Origin of the sequence: Acuticoccus sediminis (assembly GCF_003258595.1) — a bacterium.
In the GTDB taxonomy this organism is placed as follows: Bacteria; Pseudomonadota; Alphaproteobacteria; order Rhizobiales; family Amorphaceae; genus Acuticoccus; species Acuticoccus sediminis.
The window spans coordinates 1,371,254-1,385,161 of record NZ_QHHQ01000001.1 but is presented as its reverse complement, the minus strand read 5'-3'; the positions used below and the strand labels follow the sequence as shown (position 1 = coordinate 1,385,161).

The window sequence follows — 13,908 nt, the reverse complement described above, 5'->3', positions numbered from 1 at the left end:
GGCCCGGTGCCGCGCGGCCCGCTCCATGATGCGGCCCGTCGCCCGGGCCGCGTCGACCTTGGCTCCGGGCTGAGTTCGCGCGGCGCCTAGCTGTCCGGCGCCGTCGCCATCGGGGAGAGTTCCGTCCCCTCGGTCAGGAGCGGCGTGATGCGGCGGATGGTGACGCGTCGGTTGCGGCGCTCCTCGTCCTGCGTCTCCACCTTCAGGAACTCCTCGCCGTAGCCGTGGGTGACGAAGTTCTCCGGCGGAATGTTGAAGGCCTCGGTGAGCAGCATCGCCACAGCCTCGGCCCGCCGGTCGCTCAGCTCCATGTTGTCGAGGTCGTCGCCCTTCGCGTCCGTGTGGCCCTCGATGAGGAAGACCTCGCGCGGGTTGGCCGCCACCGCCGCCGAGATCGCCGCGCCGATCAGCTCCAGCACCGCCATCTCGTCCTCCGACACGACCGCCGAGTTCGTCTCGAAGTTGATCGTGTCGACGTCGATCCCCGGCATCAGCCCCCGCAGGCCCTCGTTGACGAGGAGCTGGTTCAGCGTGAACGACCGGCGCGGGTTGCCGAGCGGCTCGGCCGTCGCAGCCCTGTAGAGTTCGTCCAGCGACGAGACGGCGCCGTCGATGACCTGGCCGCCGATCCCGGTGTCGAAGCCCTCCGCCCCGATGTTCACGTCGATCCTCGACTTTTCCTGCCACCAGGACGGCAGGTTGTTGAAGAGCGTCACCTCGTCGCCGTTCGCGTCGGTCCGGGTGCGGCGGATGGGGACGTCCTCGGCGTCGCGCAGCGTTCGCACGGTGCTGCCGTCCCGGCGGGACGCCACCGACTCCGTCCAGCCGTTGTCGAAGGTGTATTCCTGCAGGGAGAGCGCGTTCCAGCGGAAGCGGTCGGTGTCGTCCCGGTTCGCGACCAGCCGGTGCAGGTCGTTGGTCTGGAAGATGGAATATTCATTGTCGCGGCGGACGAGGTCGCCCCAGCGCAGCTTGCCGAGGGGGCCCAGCTCGCCGGTGGGCGCCTGCTCGGCCCGCTTGGTCTCCTGACGCTCCCAGCTGCGCTGATTGTACTCGCGGGCGAGCTGGGCGGCCTGCGTGTCGCCTCGCCGCCCCCGGGACAGGAGGTGCCGCGTCAGGGCCGATCGGGCCGGGGCGTAGGCCGTCGCGAGGCGGCGCGCCCGCCGGTCGCCGTCCGGATCCGCCGCGAGCTGGTATGCCAGGTGGCGGCGGCCGAAGCTGTCACGCGGCGCGCCCTCCCCGCCGCCCGCAAAAGACTCGGCATGGTAGGCGCCGGTTCCGCCGGCAACGCTCCCCTGAACCTGTCCGTCGGCCTTCCACGCGGCGCCGCCGGCCTCCTGCGAGCCGCGCATCGCCTCGAGCCGCTGGCGGCGGCGCTCCTCCCGCTCGCGCTCGGCGGCGTGGCGCAGTCGGTCGATCTCGCGGCGGCGCTGCTCGATCGCCTTGCGCCGCTGCTCCTGCGGGCTGTCGCCGAACTGGACCGTCAGCACGGCCGCCGCCCCGCCCGGATCGCCACGAAGGAGCGCGGGGCCGGTGCCGGACGGCGCGGCGAGAAGCGTCGCCGCGAGGGCGAGGACGGATGCGTGCACGGGCGGGCCTCGTCGATGTCGGGGCCGCCTATCCCAACACCTCAGGCTTTCGGCACGCTGTGGACCCTGGCGGCGCCGGTCGACGCGTCCACGGCCGGTTCGCCCGGCTCAGTTGACCCGGGTCAGGGTGCGCGAGACGGCGTCGTTCCAGAGCCCGATGAGGCGGGAGCGGTCCGCCTCCGGCATCTGCGGCTCGAACCGGCGGTCACGGTGCCAGCCCGCGGCGAACCCCTCCTGGCCCGGCCAGACGCCGGCGTGCATCCCCGCCAGCCACGCGGCCCCCAGCGCCGTCGTCTCGTTGATCGACGGGCGGTCCACCGGCGCGCCGAGGACGTCGGCGAGGCGCTGCATCGCCCAGTCCGAGGCGACCATGCCGCCGTCGACGCGCAGCACCGTGTCGCGCGAGCCGGCCCAGTCCTTGTGCATGGCGCGGATGAGGTCGTGGGTCTGCAGCGCGACGCTCTCCAGCGCCGCCTTGGCGAGCTCCGCCGGGCCGGTCGAGCGGGTGATCCCGAAGATCGCGCCGCGCGCGTTGGCGTCCCAGTGCGGCGCGCCGAGACCGACGAAGGCCGGCACCAGGACGACGTCCTGGTTAGGGTCGGCGTTCGCCGCCAGCTCGCCGGACTGCGCCGCGTGGTCGATGATGCCGAGCCCGTCGCGCAGCCACTGCACCGCCGCGCCCGCCACGAAGATCGCCCCTTCCAGCGCATAGTTCGTCCGTCCGCCGAGCCGGTAGGCCACCGTGGTCAGCAGCCGGTTCTGCGAGGCGACGCGATCCGGTCCCGTGTTGATCAGCGCGAAGCAGCCGGTGCCGTACGTCGATTTGACCATCCCCGGCTGGAAGCAGGCATTGCCGATCACCGCCGCCTGCTGGTCGCCTGCGACGCCGTAGACCGGGATGGCCGCGCCGAAGAGGGCGGGATGCGTCGTGCCGTAGTCGGCGGCATTGTCCCGCACCTCCGCCAGCATCGACCGGGGCACGCCCAGCATGCGGCAGAGCTCGTCGTCCCAGGTGCCGGAGCCGATATCGTAGAGAAGCGTGCGTGAGGCGTTGGTGACGTCGGTCGCGAAGTGCCCGGTGAGGCGGGCGATCAGGAAGGTGTCGATGGTGCCGAACACCACCTCCCCCGCCTCCGCCCGCGCGCGCAGCCCGTCCACGTTGTCGAGGAGCCAGGCGAGCTTGGTGCCGGAGAAGTAGGGGTCGAGGAGGAGGCCGGTCTTCTCGGTCACCATCGGCTCCAGCCCCTCCGCGCGCAGCGCCTCGCACTTGTCGGCGGTGCGGCGGTCCTGCCAGACGATGGCGCGGTGGACCGGCTTCAGCGTCGCCCGCTCCCACACCGCCACCGTCTCGCGCTGGTTGGTGATGCCGATCGCGGCGATCTGCGGGGCGTCCAGTTTGGCCTCGGCGAGGGCGGAGCGGACGGTCGCGAGCGTCGTCCCCCAGATGTCCTCGAGGTCGTGCTCGACCCAGCCCGAGCGGGGAAAGTGCTGCTTGAACTCCTGCTGGCCGACGCCGATGATCTTCTGGTCGCCTGAAAAGACGATGGCGCGGGTGGAGGTCGTGCCCTGGTCGATGGCGAGGATAGGGGCGGTCATGTCGCGTTCTAATGGTTGGCCCTTGGGTGGTGCAGGCTGGGCCGAACTTGAACCGCGTGTCAAACGAACATTCGCGAACGCACGCCCCGTGTCCCGTCCCGACCCGGAGCGCCGTGTCCCCGGCGGGCCTATTTCGCCGCCGTGAGAGACTGCATGTAAGCCTCGAGCGCGGCAAGGTCGTCGTTGGTCAGCGGGAACTCCGGCATCACGGGGTGCGGCGCGACGAGCACGTTCGCGAGGTGCTTGCTGCCGAAGCCGGGCTGGCTGGCGAGCGCCTCGAAGGATGGCGCGTCGGAGAGGGCCGACGGCTGCGGCTCGCCGATGGCGTGGCAGCGCACGCACCAGGTCTCCGCCAGCGCCTTGCCGCGGGCGGCGCGGTCCTGCGCCGAAGCCGGCGTGCCCGCCGAGACAGCTCCGAGCGTCACAGCGGTGAGAAAAAGGCCGGCCAAAATGGATGACGTGCGCATCGGACCACTCCCGTTTTGCGCGTGAGGGTGGCATGGCTGCGCCTCGATCTCCTTGATTCACATCAGCGCAATGGTGGGGAATGACCGACGTCCGTCACATCGTCTTCGACATCGGCCGCGTTCTCGTGGTCTGGGACCCCGAAATACCGTACCGCACCCTCATTCCGGACGCGGATCGGCGCCGCTGGTTCCTCGACAACGTCACGACGTCAGCGTGGAACGTCGAGCAGGACCGGGGACGGCCCTGGGCCGAGGCGGAGGCCGCCCTCATCGAGCAGTATCCGGACGAGGCTCCCCTCATCCGCGCCTTCCGCGAGCGCTGGAGCGAGATGGTGCCCGGCCTCCTGCCGGAAACACCGGCGATGATGGAGGCGCTGATCGACGCCGGGCACGACGTCACGATGCTCACCAACTTCGCCGCCGACACGTTCGAGATCGCGTTGCAGCGCTTTCCCGTCCTGACCCGCCCGCGCGGCGTGACGGTGTCCGCCGAGGTGGGTCTCATCAAGCCCGACCGTGCGATCTTCGACCTTCATGCCGAGCGCTTCGGCCTCGATCCGGCGGCGACGATCTTCTTCGACGATTCCGCCCCCAACGTGGAGGCGGCGAATGGCGCCGGCTGGCAGGCCCACCTCTTCACCTCGCCCGAGCAGATGCGGGCGGACCTCAAGGCCGCGGGGCTGGCCGTCTAGGCGGCCGAAGCCGCGCTCATGACAGCGTGACGCGGCGATTTGTGCGGTAGCCATAAGCTGCACCGTTAGGCAACTTTTCGCGCAAACGAGGAGAAGCCACGATGCAAGCCAAAGCCCCCGCCGGCCAGACCGCACGCAAGACAGCCAAGGACTTCCCGCAAGAGCTGCTGGACCTTTACGACTACTACGCCCACGGCAAGCTCACGAAGCGGGAGTTCCTCGACCGCGCTGCCAAGTATGCCGTCGGCGGCGTGACCGCGGCGATGCTGCTGCGGCAGCTCTCGCCCGACTACGCCCTCGCCCAGCAGGTCGCCGAGGACGATCCGTGGATCAAGACCGAGTGGGTGACCTACCAGTCCCCCAACGGACACGGCGAGATCAAGGCCTACCTCGTCACCCCGGTCGACTTCGAGGCGCCCGGGCCCGCGGTCCTGGTGATCCACGAGAACCGAGGCCTCAACCCGTACATCAAGGACGTCGCGCGGCGCCTCGGGCGGGCCGGCTTCCTGGCGCTCGCGCCGGACGGGCTGACGCCGAAGGGCGGCTATCCGGGCACCGACGACGAGGGCCGGGCGATGCAGGCCGAGCTCGACACCACCAAGCTGATGAACGACTTCTTCGCCGCGTTCGAGTACCTCGACGGGCGGGACGACACGAGCAAGGTCGGCGCGGTGGGCTTCTGCTACGGCGGCGGCGTGGTCAACGCGATCGCGGTCGCCTACCCTGAGCTCGCGGCGGGCGTCCCGTTCTACGGCCGGCAGCCCGCGCCCGAGCAGGTGGCGGACATCAAGGCGCCCCTCCTCATCCAGTACGCCTCGCTGGACGAGCGCATCAACGCCGGCTGGCCCGCCTACAAGGACGCGCTCGATGCCGCCGGGGTCAACTACACGATGCAGATGTACGAGGGCGTCAACCACGGTTTCCACAACGACACGACGCCCCGCTACGACGCCGAGGCGGCCAAGCTCGCCGAGGACCGCACCATCGCCTTCTTCAACGAGAACCTGCGCTGACGGCGCCTGAAGCCGGACCGCCGGGCGCCGCGCGTCCCGGCCACTGAGGGGGTCCCCGACGGGATCGCCTCACGGGAGGCGCGGGGTCACAGGAGCCGCGGCTGCACCTCCTCCGGCTCGGCCTCCGCAGGCGGCGGCTCCGTCTGGCGGCGCCGCGCGGCGCGCGGCTCGGGCGGGCCCTCCGGATCGGGCGTCATCAGTCCCGCCCCCTCGTTTCGGGCGTTGCTGAGGAGCGTGGAGACCGGATGGGCCGTGTAGTCGTCCCGGTCGGTCCAGACGAGAGCCTTGGCGGCGTCGTCGTTGGCCGGGTCCAGCCATTCGGCGAAATCGGCGGGCGGAACGGTGAGCGGCATCCGGTCGTGATAGTCCGCCGCGACGCCCAGCGCCTCGCCGGTGAGGACCGCGACGGTGTCGACCTCCTCCCCGTTCGGCCCGTGCCAGGTTTCGTAGATGCCGGCGAGCGCGATCGGATGGCCTGCCTCGAAGACGAACGGCACCTTGCGGTTCCCCTCGCGCTTCCATTCGTAGTAGCCGGTCGCCGGGAGCAGCACGCGGCGCCGGCGCATGGCGTTGCGGAAGGCGGGCTTCTCCGCCGCCGTCTCGGACCGGGCGTTGATGAGGAGCGGAAACTTCGCGGGGTCCTTCACCCAGGACGGCATGAAGCCCCATTTCATCAGCACCAGCTCGCGGCCGTGCGGACCGTGGCGCACCACGTGCACAGGCTGCGTCGGCGCGATGTTGTATCGCGGCGGGAAGGGCTCGACCTCGTTGACCACGGCGAAGAGCTGGCGCACGGCCTCGACCGGGAGTGTCAAATTGTAGCGCCCGCACATGAGCGGCCTCCGTGCTCGCGGCCGGTCCGCCCGGCCCCACCGGTCAGATGACGTTGAAGTACGTCACCGACAAGCGGCCCAGGATCAGCGCGCCGAAGCCGACGAGCAGCGCACCGGCGACGACGTTGACCTTGTTGAGGGTGGACTCGTTGAGGTGCAGCCGCAAGCGTGTCACCAGCGCGGCAAGGCCGCACCACCAGCCGATCGTCCCCATCGCCACGCCCAGCAAAAGCTGAGCCGTTCCAATGATGTCGCCCTGGTCCGGCCCCCACTCGCCGAGCGCCCCGAAATAGGCCAAAAAGCCGAAGATGGTCGCGGGATTCCACAAGGTGAGGAAGAAGGTCGTGAGTGCGGTTCCGACGGCGCCCTTCTGCTTGGCCTCCATCGGCAGCGGCTGCCCGAATCCGGGCTGGCGCCACAGGATGCGGGCCCCGAAGAGGACGACGAGGATCCCCCCGACGAGCTGGATGATCCGCGAATGCCCCTCGACGAAGGCCGACACAGTCGATACGCCAAAGACGGCCGCCGTCGCGAACAGGAGGTCGGCGAGCGAGGCGCCCACGCCGGCCGCCAGGCCGATCGGGAAACCGTAGCGAAAGGCACGCTGCATTATCATGACGTTGACGGGTCCGACGGGAGCCGTCACGAACACACCCCCGAGGATGCCGAGCGCAATGAAGGCGAGAGGGGTCAAACCGATCGGCCCGTCAAGACGTGAGTCCTTGTCTCATGAAGGGTGCAAATGGGTCGAAGCCGTGTGATGGTCGACCCGCTGATGAAAGGAGCGGATGGCATATGCCTCGACGCGCGTTCGGTCGGCTCGCCCGGCCCGTGGCAACCGCGATCCTCGTCTGTCCTGCGATCGGTACCGCTTTCGCGTTTGCGTATGCGCCCGTGGCCGAAGCTCCAGAAGCTCCCGAACAACTCGAGCTCCACGCGACGATCGGTCCCATGCGGCCGACGACCGGAGCGAAGTCCGCTCTGCCGGATCGGCTGAAGCCGACGGTCAACAAACCCGAGGCTGTCGAGGAAGGTATCGAGGAGGACCCGCATTCGGTCGAGCAGGAAGCAATCCCCGTGCCACCGGAAGGCCGCGCCAGCATCGGCGACGTCGTCTGGGGCGACGAGACTCTGCCGCCCGAAGTCGCCAGAACCCGCACCGCGCTGCTGGACGCCGCACGCACCGGCGACGTGGAAGCGCTGCGTCCGATCTTCTCCGGGCAGGACCTTCCCCCGGTCGTATCGTCGACGGTGCCCGTGGACGATCCCGTGGACTTTCTCAAGACCCAGTCAGGCGACCCCGAGGGCCGCGAAATTCTCGCCATCCTTACCGAAATCCTCGAAACCGGCCACGTGTTTATCGAAGGTGACGGAACCTACGTGTGGCCTTATTTTGCCGAAGTGCCCCTTGAAGAACTCAAGCCGCCCCATTTCGTTGAACTTTATCGTATATTGACCGCAATCGACGTCGAGGAAATGGAACGCCAAGGTCGATACACATTCTTCCGCGTCGGAATCACCAAGACCGGCCGCCTGCGGTACTTCACGGCAGGCGACGTGGAGTGAGAGGCAAACGTGGCCATCCACCTGAATGATCGAAGCGTCGTCAAAGTTTCGGGCGGCGACCGGCTCACCTTCCTCGACGGGCTCGTGACCTGCGCGACCGAGGGTCTGGCGCCGGGCGCGCTCGCCTACGGGGCGCTGCTGACGCCGCAAGGCAAGGTGCTCACCGACCTCTTCGTGCATACCCGCGACGACCACCTCTTCCTCGACCTGCCGACCAGCGCGCTCGCCGACATCCTGCGCCGGCTGAACATGTACAAGCTGCGCGCCGCGATCACGTTCGAGGAGACCGACGCCGGCGTCATCCTCGGCGAGGGGCCGGACGATCCGCGCGCCCCCGGCATCGGCGGCCGCAGCATCGGCACCGGCGAGGAGGCGGCCGCCGACGCCTACCATGCCGCGCGCATCGAGGCGGGCGTGCCGGACGCCGTGATCGACTTCATCCTCGGCGACACCTTCCCCCACGACGCCAACATGGACCTCACCGGCGGGGTGGACTTCAAAAAGGGCTGCTTCGTCGGCCAGGAGGTCGTCTCGCGCATGCGCCACCGCGGCACGGCCCGACGGCGCACCGTCATCGTCGCCGCCGACGCGCCGCTCCCCGCGACCGGCGCCGAGATCACCGCCGGGGGCCGGGCCATCGGCCGCCTCGGCACCGTTGTCGGGACCGGCGGGCTCGCCATCGTGCGGATCGACCGGGTCAAGGACGAGCTCAAGGCCGGCGACGTGCCGGTCCGCCTGACCGTGCCGCCCGGCGCCCCGTTCTCGCTGGCCAGCGAGGAGGCGAACGAAGGGGCGGGCGCTTGAGCGGCACCGCCCGGACCAAGGCGAAGGCGGCGAAGCCGAGGGCACAGACCAGGCCGCAGCCGCGCGCCTGGCAGCGGATGCTCTCGGGCCGGCGCCTCAACCTGCTCGACCCCTCCCCGCTCGACATCGAGATCCGCGACATCGCGCACGGCCTCGCCCGCGTCGCCCGCTGGAACGGGCAGACCGTCGGCGAGCACCCCTACTCGGTGGCGCAGCATTCGCTCCTGGTGGACCGCATCCTCGGCATGATCGCCGAGCCGAGCCCGGCCGACCAACTCGCCGCGCTGCTGCACGACGCGCCGGAGTACGTCATCGGCGACATGATCTCGCCCTTCAAGGCGGTGATCGGCGAGGCGTACAAGACGGTGGAGGCGCGGCTGGAGCACGCGGTGCACCTGCGCTTCGCGATCCCCTACGACAGCGGCGGCCGCTGCAAGCGCCTCATCAAGACGGCCGACACCATGGCCGCCTACCACGAGGCGGTCTCCCTCGCGGGGTTCGCGCCGGAGGAAGCACAGCGCTTCTTCGGCGCGCCCTCCGTCAGCGCAGAGGCCGTGGCGGAATTTCTCGTCGCCTGGCCCACCCGCAAGGCCGAGACGGAATACCTCACCCGCTTCGCCGACCTCGAGACGAGGCTCGGGGAAAGCGCCTGAGGCCGGCGGCAGCGACGCGCCCCGCTCGACGTCAACCGGTGCGGGAATGCGTGCCAGCGCTTGCAACGGCCGAGCATCCCCTCCGCACCCGGTCGACCTCAGGGTGCGTTGATGTCGGTGGCGTCCCCGACCTCAGCAGCCGGCGAGCGGCGGCTCACTTCGGCAGGGCGTATCCTCCTCGGTCTCGGCCGCCCGCTCGAGATCAGCGAGGAGCTGGTGCAGCGTCGCAAGGCGCTCGGCGCCGTAGCGTTCGACCAGCATCTCCTCCGTCTCCCGCCAGGATCTTCGCGCAGCGGCGGCCGTTTCGCGGCCATGCTCCGTCAGGCTGAGGCGGCGTTCGCGGCGGTCGTCGCCCGGGGAGGCGGCCACCAGTTCGGCCTGGCGCATGCGTTCGACCGTGCGCGACAACGTCGTACGGTCGGTTCCCACGCGCTCGGCAAGAGCGGACAGGGTGAGCGGCTCCTCGCGGCTCAGCGCCGACAAAACGGCGTAGGTCACGATCGAGACGCCATTCTCCGCCAGGGCACCGTCGTAGATCGAGGTGATCTGACGGGCAATGCGGCGCAGACGGAGGCACGTGCACGGGAGCGATTTCACGCCCGGTGCCATCTTGGCCCCCTCCAATGCGATTTCGATCGGCTTATCAGTCATCAGACCCTTATATTCGTCCGCTGGGCCGTCGGCGACAAGAGGACATAGGATGCAAGACCAGCCCCGAGCGCACAATGGCCCCAGCGGCCTGGAGCAGCTTCGCACCCTGATTGCGGATCCAAATCGGATGCCAACCATGGGGAAGACGTTGAATTTCGAGCTGGTGAGCGCCGATCTCGAGCGCGTGGTCTTCCGCGGAACCCCGACCGATCAATTCATGAATCCGCTCGGCACGGTCCACGGCGGATGGGCCTCGGCGATCCTCGATTCGGCGCTCGGCTGCGCCACCCACGTCACTCTCGCCCCGGGCGAGCTCTTCACGACGCTGGAACTGAAGGTGAACCTCACCCGCGCGATTCGCCCCGACGGCCGCGCCCTGACGGCGACGGGACGGATGGTCACCCGCGGCCGGCGCGTCGCCGTGACCGAGGCGACGCTCGCCGACGACGACGGAAAGGTCTACGCGCACGGCACGTCGACCTGCATGATCATGCCGCCGGGCAGCGCCCTCTAGGCTGCCCGGCGGCTTATCGGATGGCGGTGGGCGGAAGGCTTCAGGCCGCGGCCGCCGCAGTCGCGGAGGCGGCGGAGAGGCGCGGTCCCGGCGCGTCGCGGATCGGGATGTGGACCACCGCGGCGAAGAGGCCGAGGGCGATGCCGATGTACCAGAGGAGGTCGTAAGAGCCCGTCTCGGCGTAGATCAGGCCGCCGAGCCACACCCCCAGGAACGATCCGACCTGGTGCGACAGGAACACCACCCCGAAGAGGGTCGCCATGTAGCGCGGCCCGAACATCACCGCCACGAGACCCGACGTCAGCGGCACCGTCGAGAGCCACAGAAGGCCCATCACCGACGAGAAGACGATGACGCTCATCCCGGTCACCGGGACCATCACGAACACGAGGATGGCGACCGAGCGCAGGAAGTAGAGCACCGCCAGCGAGTAGGACTTCGAGTAGCGCTGCCCGATGGCGCCCGCCGCCAGCGAGCCGATGACATTGAAGAGGCCGATGAGTGCGATCGCGGTGCCGCCGATCGCCGGGCCCATGCCGAGGTCGATCAGGTACGACGGCATGTGCGCGATGATGAAGGCAACGTGGAAGCCGCAGACGAAGAAGCCGAACACCAGCAGCACGTAGCTGCGGTAGGACAGCGCCTCGGACAGCGCGGCGCCGAGCGACTGCTGCGGCCCCGTCGTGTCCGGCACCGGCTTGCCCTGAAGCGGGATCGCGAACACCACGACCAGCAGCGCGATCGACGCGAACACCAGGAGGCCGGTCTCCCACCCGACTGAGTTGAGGAGCACCGCCGCCAGCGGGCCAAACAGGAACATGCCGAGCGAGCCCGCCGCGGTGCCGACGCCGAAGGCGAGCGAACGCTGCGCCGGCGAGACGATGCGCCCGAAGGCGGAGATCACCAGCGTGAACGAGCAGGCCGACATCGCAAGGCCCAGCAGCACGCCGAACATGATCGTGACCGCGACGGCCGATTCCATGTAGACGGTCCCGGCGAGCGCGGCGGCGTACATGACGCCGCCCGCCGCGAGGACCCGCAGCGTGCCGTAGCGGTCCGCCAGCGCGCCGGCGATCGGCTGGCCGATGCCCCACAGGAGGTTCTGCAGCGCGAAGGCGAAGGCGAACGTCTCACGTCCCCATTCGCGCGCGGCGACGATGTCCGTCTGGAAGAGACCGAAGGCCGACCGCTCGCCCAGTGAAATCATGGCAATACCGGAGCCACAGGCCAGGACGAGCGGGAGTGAGAATCGGGACATCCTTGAACCTCCGGTGATCAGCGGCCGAGATAGCCTCCATTATGTGCTAGCGCAAGCAATCATGTCCCCGGGCGCGATGACAATTCGTGTGCGGGTCCATAACGAATACTGAAAGTCTCTGTAGCGACACGCGTTTTACGCGCCGGCGGGCCGGATGAATGCCACGCGGCCCTCGCCGTCCGGCAGGCCTCGCGGCACCGGCAGGGGGGCTGCGCGTCCGGCTTCGGCGGGACGCGCGGCGGCGTCAGGTCCAGCCGCCGCCGAGGGTCATGTAGAAGGTGTGGTGGTCGATCGTCTTCACCGCCCGCATCAGGTTGGCCCAGCTCGGGCTGACGCTGTCGGCATGGTAGTGCGTCGCGGCGCCGACTTCCGGCCGCCAGGTCTCGCCGCGCGCGTAGCGGCCGGCGATGTCCTCGGCGACCGCCCAGGCCTCGGGGTCACGCACGACGTCCTTCACCCGGTCGCAGGCGAAGGTGAACTGGCAGCGGTTGTACCAGTGCCGGTTCTGGTAGACGACGGCGCACACGTCGTCGGGATAGGCCGGGTTCTTGACGCGGTTGATCACCACCTGCGCCACCGCCTCCTGCCCCGCGACCGTCTCGCCGCGCGCCTCGAAGTAGATCGCCTCGGCAAGGCACTTCACGGACTTCTCGCTGGTGATCGTCTTGGGCAGCGGCCGGTCGGACCACCAGTGGTCGAGCCCGTTGCCGGACAGGCCCGGCGCCAGCCCGGGCGTCGGGATCGTGGTTTTCGGGTCCTGGAAGAGGAGCGCGAACGGCGTCTCGATGGTCACCCGTTCCGGGGCGTAGGCCGAGTACATGGAGGTGAGCGCCGCCTCGGCGAGGCGCGAGGACGGCCGCGGCTTGCCCTTCGCCAGCGGCGCCGTCTCGGCCTTGCGCGGCTTCACGAACGCCATCCGCGGCAGCGTGTCGGCGCTCGCGGCCGCGAGGAGGGTGTCTATCGGCGCGACCGTCGCCGCCAGCGGCGCCTTGGAAGCGATGTGGCTGTCCCCCTTCTCCGCCGGCATGTCGCTGAGGAGGCTCGGCAGCGCGGCAACCGTCCCGTCCGGGAAGGTCATGTGCGGCGACAGCGCGACGCCCGGGTCCGCGGCCTGCAGCGCCGGCGCCCATGAGGGCAGCCCGCCCGACAGCGAGGCGAGGACGCTCTGCTCGCCCACGCCGGCCCCCATCGACACCAGCAGCACCCCGGCGAGCGCCGACATGCGAGCCGTCCAGCGCCCTGTCCTCAGGAGCGCACGTCCGGGACGAAGCGGGCGCCGCGGGCGCCGCTGGCCGGGAATGTAGATCGGACGCGTGCCGGGAACCACCCTGGCACTGCCGGCGGGGAGATCGGTGAGACGCAACCGGGGACACTCCAACCATCGGATGCTCACAATGCACCCGATTTATTTTTGCCCCCGTTGAGGTTGCTGTAACGTAAAGCGGGCCCGTCGCATTGCGACGAGCCCGGCATTTCGTCCTATCGTGTCGCAGTCAGGCCGCGACCTTGTGGGCCTCGACGAACCAGCGGGCGCGGTCCGCCGCGCGGCTGATCTCGGTGAAGAGGTCCGCGGTGCCTTCGTCGCCCGCCTCGCTCGCCTCGTCGATCGCCTTGCGCACGTTCTCCGCATAGGCCGCGAGCGACTTCGTGACGGCCGCCACGTGGTCCTCGATCTTCACTGCGTCGAGCGGGTACTTCGGCAGCCTCGAGGTCTGGGCTGAGACGTCCACCGTGCCCTCGGCCTGGCCGCCGAGCACGGCGATCCGCTCGGCCGTCAGGTCCACCTTGTCCTCGACCTGCTCGTGGAGCTGGTCGAGGAGCTCGTGGAAGCCGATGAAGTTGGGGCCCCGCACGGTCCAGTGCGCCTGCTTGAGCTGGTAGACAAGGTCGATACCGTCGGCGAGGTTCGCCTGCAGCAGTCCGACCATCGCCGTGCGCGTCTGGTCGCCGAGATCGATGGTGGTGGGGATCTTCATCTTCTTGCTTGCCATGATGTGTCCTCTTCGGGCGGGCGGTCCTGCGCCGGAACGCGCCCTGCTCGCCCTGTCGCTCGAAATTTTCGGGGCTCATGGCGTCCGGGCGGCTCCTGCGACGGGCGCTCGTGCGAGCCCCGGTCGCGAAGCATGGCCGCGAGAGCCACGGCCGGCGCCCGCATCGCGGAGCCTTCCAGCCATGTAACGGTCTGTTCAGGGATTGGTTTCATCGGCGAAACCGCCACTGTCGCGGGCCTTCCCGGTACCGGGCCACCGTCGCCGCACCAGCGGTGGGCCGG

The 13,908-nt window shown here is 69.6% G+C and carries 15 protein-coding genes; 6 read left to right on the top strand and 9 right to left on the bottom strand.

Annotation, left to right across the window (positions count from 1 at the left end; genetic code table 11):
- Positions 1 to 86: 86 nt before the first annotated feature.
- The 3 genes from DLJ53_RS05990 to DLJ53_RS05980 all read right to left on the bottom strand — a co-directional run bounded on the left by DLJ53_RS05990 (position 87) and on the right by DLJ53_RS05980 (position 3,652).
- Entirely contained in the window at positions 87 to 1,589 is a 1,503-nt protein-coding gene (locus tag DLJ53_RS05990; protein WP_111343142.1) for an OmpA family protein, read from the bottom strand.
- A 108-nt stretch (positions 1,590 to 1,697) separates the two neighbouring features.
- Positions 1,698 to 3,185, bottom strand: coding sequence for a glycerol kinase GlpK (gene glpK, locus DLJ53_RS05985; RefSeq protein ID WP_111343141.1), 1,488 nt, complete (start codon positions 3,183 to 3,185; stop codon positions 1,698 to 1,700).
- Positions 3,186 to 3,313: 128 nt separating this feature from the next.
- Positions 3,314 to 3,652, bottom strand: coding sequence for a c-type cytochrome (locus DLJ53_RS05980; RefSeq protein ID WP_146619905.1), 339 nt, complete (start codon positions 3,650 to 3,652; stop codon positions 3,314 to 3,316).
- Between the two features lie 80 nt (positions 3,653 to 3,732).
- On the opposite strand from DLJ53_RS05980, the gene DLJ53_RS05975 reads away from it, so the two are divergent.
- Both DLJ53_RS05975 and yghX read left to right on the top strand, forming a co-directional pair.
- Positions 3,733 to 4,344 carry an HAD family hydrolase gene (locus DLJ53_RS05975; protein WP_111343138.1) on the top strand — a complete coding sequence of 204 codons (612 nt, stop codon included), beginning with the start codon at positions 3,733 to 3,735 and terminating at the stop codon, positions 4,342 to 4,344.
- A gap of 101 nt (positions 4,345 to 4,445) precedes the next feature.
- Entirely contained in the window at positions 4,446 to 5,357 is a 912-nt protein-coding gene (gene yghX, locus DLJ53_RS05970) for a YghX family hydrolase (protein WP_111343136.1), read from the top strand.
- A gap of 86 nt (positions 5,358 to 5,443) precedes the next feature.
- Here yghX and DLJ53_RS05965 read toward each other — a convergent pair whose 3' ends face one another.
- Positions 5,444 to 6,190, bottom strand: coding sequence for an SOS response-associated peptidase (locus DLJ53_RS05965; protein ID WP_111343134.1), 747 nt, complete (start codon positions 6,188 to 6,190; stop codon positions 5,444 to 5,446).
- Positions 6,191 to 6,233: 43 nt separating this feature from the next.
- A complete protein-coding gene (locus tag DLJ53_RS05960; protein WP_226575257.1) occupies positions 6,234 to 6,836 on the bottom strand; it encodes a LysE family translocator in 603 nt (200 codons plus the stop codon).
- A gap of 149 nt (positions 6,837 to 6,985) precedes the next feature.
- Here DLJ53_RS05960 and DLJ53_RS05955 point away from each other — a divergent pair, with 149 nt between their 5' ends.
- The 3 genes from DLJ53_RS05955 to DLJ53_RS05945 all read left to right on the top strand — a co-directional run bounded on the left by DLJ53_RS05955 (position 6,986) and on the right by DLJ53_RS05945 (position 9,213).
- The gene (locus DLJ53_RS05955) at positions 6,986 to 7,756 is read left to right on the top strand and encodes a hypothetical protein (RefSeq protein ID WP_111343133.1); all 771 of its coding nucleotides are present in this window, start codon (positions 6,986 to 6,988) and stop codon (positions 7,754 to 7,756) included.
- Between the two features lie 9 nt (positions 7,757 to 7,765).
- Positions 7,766 to 8,560, top strand: a complete 795-nt coding sequence (gene ygfZ, locus DLJ53_RS05950) for a CAF17-like 4Fe-4S cluster assembly/insertion protein YgfZ (RefSeq protein WP_111343131.1) — start codon at positions 7,766 to 7,768, stop codon at positions 8,558 to 8,560.
- A 77-nt stretch (positions 8,561 to 8,637) separates the two neighbouring features.
- Positions 8,638 to 9,213, top strand: a complete 576-nt coding sequence (locus DLJ53_RS05945; RefSeq protein ID WP_111344129.1) for a YfbR-like 5'-deoxynucleotidase — start codon at positions 8,638 to 8,640, stop codon at positions 9,211 to 9,213.
- Positions 9,214 to 9,345: 132 nt separating this feature from the next.
- On the opposite strand, the gene DLJ53_RS05940 is transcribed toward DLJ53_RS05945, so the two are convergent.
- Positions 9,346 to 9,864, bottom strand: a complete 519-nt coding sequence (locus DLJ53_RS05940) for a MarR family winged helix-turn-helix transcriptional regulator (RefSeq protein WP_162408935.1) — start codon at positions 9,862 to 9,864, stop codon at positions 9,346 to 9,348.
- A gap of 136 nt (positions 9,865 to 10,000) precedes the next feature.
- Here DLJ53_RS05940 and DLJ53_RS35115 point away from each other — a divergent pair, with 136 nt between their 5' ends.
- Positions 10,001 to 10,378 carry a PaaI family thioesterase gene (locus DLJ53_RS35115; protein ID WP_162408933.1) on the top strand — a complete coding sequence of 126 codons (378 nt, stop codon included), beginning with the start codon at positions 10,001 to 10,003 and terminating at the stop codon, positions 10,376 to 10,378.
- Between the two features lie 40 nt (positions 10,379 to 10,418).
- Here the strand turns inward: DLJ53_RS35115 and DLJ53_RS05930 are convergent, their stop codons facing one another.
- The 3 genes from DLJ53_RS05930 to dps all read right to left on the bottom strand — a co-directional run bounded on the left by DLJ53_RS05930 (position 10,419) and on the right by dps (position 13,627).
- Complete coding sequence (locus tag DLJ53_RS05930) at positions 10,419 to 11,636, bottom strand: MFS transporter (RefSeq protein ID WP_111343128.1); 1,218 nt, start codon at positions 11,634 to 11,636, stop codon at positions 10,419 to 10,421.
- 244 nt (positions 11,637 to 11,880) lie between these two features.
- Positions 11,881 to 12,858: a cell wall hydrolase gene (locus DLJ53_RS05925; RefSeq protein ID WP_111343126.1), complete on the bottom strand. Its 978-nt coding sequence runs from the start codon at positions 12,856 to 12,858 to the stop codon at positions 11,881 to 11,883.
- Between the two features lie 271 nt (positions 12,859 to 13,129).
- Positions 13,130 to 13,627 carry a DNA starvation/stationary phase protection protein Dps gene (gene dps, locus DLJ53_RS05920; RefSeq protein ID WP_111343125.1) on the bottom strand — a complete coding sequence of 166 codons (498 nt, stop codon included), beginning with the start codon at positions 13,625 to 13,627 and terminating at the stop codon, positions 13,130 to 13,132.
- Positions 13,628 to 13,908: the final 281 nt, after the last annotated feature.

Bases quoted from the DNA above. Each gene is read 5' to 3' on its own strand.
- glpK (WP_111343141.1), bottom strand. From the start codon at position 3,185: ATGACCGCCCCTATCCTCGCCATCGACCAGGGCACGACCTCCACCCGC.
- DLJ53_RS05980 (WP_146619905.1), bottom strand. From the start codon at position 3,652: ATGCGCACGTCATCCATTTTGGCCGGCCTTTTTCTCACCGCTGTGACG.
- DLJ53_RS05975 (WP_111343138.1), top strand. From the start codon at position 3,733: ATGACCGACGTCCGTCACATCGTCTTCGACATCGGCCGCGTTCTCGTG.
- yghX (WP_111343136.1), top strand. From the start codon at position 4,446: ATGCAAGCCAAAGCCCCCGCCGGCCAGACCGCACGCAAGACAGCCAAG.
- DLJ53_RS05965 (WP_111343134.1), bottom strand. From the start codon at position 6,190: ATGTGCGGGCGCTACAATTTGACACTCCCGGTCGAGGCCGTGCGCCAG.
- DLJ53_RS05955 (WP_111343133.1), top strand. From the start codon at position 6,986: ATGCCTCGACGCGCGTTCGGTCGGCTCGCCCGGCCCGTGGCAACCGCG.
- DLJ53_RS05945 (WP_111344129.1), top strand. From the start codon at position 8,638: ATGCTCTCGGGCCGGCGCCTCAACCTGCTCGACCCCTCCCCGCTCGAC.
- DLJ53_RS05940 (WP_162408935.1), bottom strand. From the start codon at position 9,864: ATGACTGATAAGCCGATCGAAATCGCATTGGAGGGGGCCAAGATGGCA.
- DLJ53_RS35115 (WP_162408933.1), top strand. From the start codon at position 10,001: ATGGGGAAGACGTTGAATTTCGAGCTGGTGAGCGCCGATCTCGAGCGC.
- DLJ53_RS05930 (WP_111343128.1), bottom strand. From the start codon at position 11,636: ATGTCCCGATTCTCACTCCCGCTCGTCCTGGCCTGTGGCTCCGGTATT.
- DLJ53_RS05925 (WP_111343126.1), bottom strand. From the start codon at position 12,858: ATGTCGGCGCTCGCCGGGGTGCTGCTGGTGTCGATGGGGGCCGGCGTG.
- dps (WP_111343125.1), bottom strand. From the start codon at position 13,627: ATGGCAAGCAAGAAGATGAAGATCCCCACCACCATCGATCTCGGCGAC.